The organism is Arthrobacter sp. P1_B3, assembly GCF_056406615.1.
Genome location: NZ_JBFTZV010000064.1, coordinates 1 through 2,293, shown reverse-complemented (window position 1 = coordinate 2,293; position 2,293 = coordinate 1). Strand labels below are relative to the sequence as shown.

Annotated in this window: 2 protein-coding genes; one reads left to right on the top strand and one right to left on the bottom strand. The window is 64.9% G+C overall.

Annotated elements, in window-relative coordinates; genetic code table 11:
* Nucleotides 1-82: 82 nt before the first annotated feature.
* The gene (locus AC1D2F_RS23840; RefSeq protein WP_476967901.1) at nucleotides 83-994 is read right to left on the bottom strand and encodes an oxygenase MpaB family protein; all 912 of its coding nucleotides are present in this window, start codon (nucleotides 992-994) and stop codon (nucleotides 83-85) included.
* A 497-nt stretch (nucleotides 995-1,491) separates the two neighbouring features.
* On the opposite strand from AC1D2F_RS23840, the gene AC1D2F_RS23835 reads away from it, so the two are divergent.
* On the top strand, nucleotides 1,492-2,293 hold an 802-nt coding region (locus tag AC1D2F_RS23835; protein WP_476967900.1), incomplete at its 3' end, for a peptidoglycan DD-metalloendopeptidase family protein.

The following is a 2,293-nucleotide window of genomic DNA, read 5'->3' as shown; positions in this document are numbered from 1 at the left end:
CGTCCCGGCCCTGCAGCCCCACCGGCCGCCCCGGCCCAGCGGCCCCACATGCCCGGCACCCCACCCCGCCGCTGGCCCAGTCTCAGGCCCTGTAGCCCAGCCGGCGCAGGCGGGCCCGGGCAGCCTGCTCGCTCGGCCCCACCCGGCCGAGGGCAAGATGCACCACCGCGAGGGTGGCCCTGGTGGCCAGGGTTACCGGCAGCGGAATCGGGCCCAGCCGCGCGGTCCGCAGGCCCAGGAGCTCGCGGTACCTGGGTTCGAGGCTTGTCACGGCGGCCGCGAACAGCACCCGGTAGCCAGGCCTGAGCGCGGGGTGGAGCGGCGGGTCGCGAATGAATGCCACCGTCTCGGTGACCCGTTCGTCGCAGCGGAGCTCGCCGTCGTCGTACCAGCGGCTCAGCTGCTGCCGCATTTCCACTTCGCTCAGCGGAGGGGCCTCTACGCCCATCAGCCGCCCGGCTTGGGCCCACTCACGGACATAGGCATCAGGTCCGCCAGGAATCGGCCGACCCCACAGTTTGTGGGCGGAGAGGAACGCGTCGGTGAAGGCGATGTGAACCCAGCGGAGCAGTTCGGGATCGTTGGCCGCATAACTGCGCCGGATGCCGTGGCCGTCCACGAATTCTCCCCGCACAGTCCGGTGAAGCCGAAGCACCCAGTCCGACGCCGCCTTGGCCGTTTCCGTGGAGCCATAGGAAACGGTGAAGATCCAGCGGATAGTGCCCGCCAGCCGGCCCAGGGGGTCTTCGCGGAAACGGGAGTGATCGTGGACTCCGGCCAACGCACCGGGGTGGAGCGCCTGCATCAGAAGCGCCCGGATTCCCGCCACGATGGTTGGCATGTCCCCGTGCACGGCCCAGACTGCCGAGCCGGGCAAATGGTAGCCGGCGTCGTCGCCCTCGGCCAGGTGCGGCACCCACTCGGGCACGGAATCGCGCGTCCCGGTGAACGTTTGTTTGAGTTCGGCCTGCCATTCCCTGAGGACATTGCGCATGGTTAATTCTCGCGTATGTAGAATCCTTGGTCGAACGGTGGCCCGGAGTGCCCGAAACGACTGCCCGAAGTGCCCTAAAAGCGTGCCGATCGGAGCTCGCGTATGCATTCACCCGTGTTCCCATGGGAGCGTAACCCGTCGAGATTGGGGTCTGGCGGGCATACTGCGGGAGTCGCATCGTGGGAAATCGCTCGGGAAGCGGACCCGAAAAGGCTAGTGGACCTTGGAAAAAGTTTGCGCGGATACTGGGCATTTGTGCGGTATCGGCGCTGACGATGATTGCGCTTGGAGTCAACGGCCCACCCTCCGCTCCTCCCGACCGCGGCTCCACACAAAGGACGACCGGAACTGCCATTTCCGCAACGGGAGTGTTTCCTTCCGATGTGCATGCCCTCGTACCCTATAGCCGTTCAAGCGTTAGGACGGCTTCCAAGGACGGCAAACACGAGCTGAATCTTGCATCGGCTGGATTGCGGCGTCCGCCTGCCGGGACCCTGATGGCTCCCCTTGAGACGCTGACTCCAACGTCGCACTTCGGGTTCCGAATCAGTCCACTCACTGGTAAGGCGGGCGAGTTTCACTGGGGCCAGGACTATTCCGCGCCGTGCGGCACCAGGGTTTACGCGGCCGACGGCGGCACGGTACGGGCGGTGGGGTGGCACCCGTGGGGCGGTGGCAACCGAGTAGAAGTTGACCACCAAAACGGGCTGATCACCACCTACAACCACCTGCAGGAAATCGCCGCAAAAAAGGGTGAATCCGTCGAGGTAGGCGAAGTTATCGCAAAGGTGGGCACCACGGGCTCGTCCACCGGCTGCCACCTCCATTTCGAGACTATAAAGGATGGTCACCACGCCAATCCGCTCAAATGGACACTCTTGCCAACTAAGCAGATCGACAAACTCGGGAACATCGAGATGATCAGCTACGCCGCCGGCGCGAACGGCCCCAGGAGTGCTACGAGCTGGGCCATCCCCGTGTCCGAGGACAACTCGCACGCCGTTACGGGAGGCACCTCCGAGGAGGATGTTCCACCCCCGCCGGAGCCGCCGGTTTATGCGTTGCCTGACAAGAGGCAGGACCCGGGTAGACCGCAGGGAGACCCCAATCGTGCTCCGGTGTCTTTGATTGCTGAGACGGTCTCGGGTCTCGATGTTGTTTTTGATGGGTCCGGTTCCTCGGATGATGGGTCGGTGGTTTCCTATGCCTGGGACTTTGGTGATGACTCGCTTGCGGGAACCGGGCCGACGGTGCGGCACAGTTACGGGAAGGCGGGGACATACACGGTCCGTTTGACGG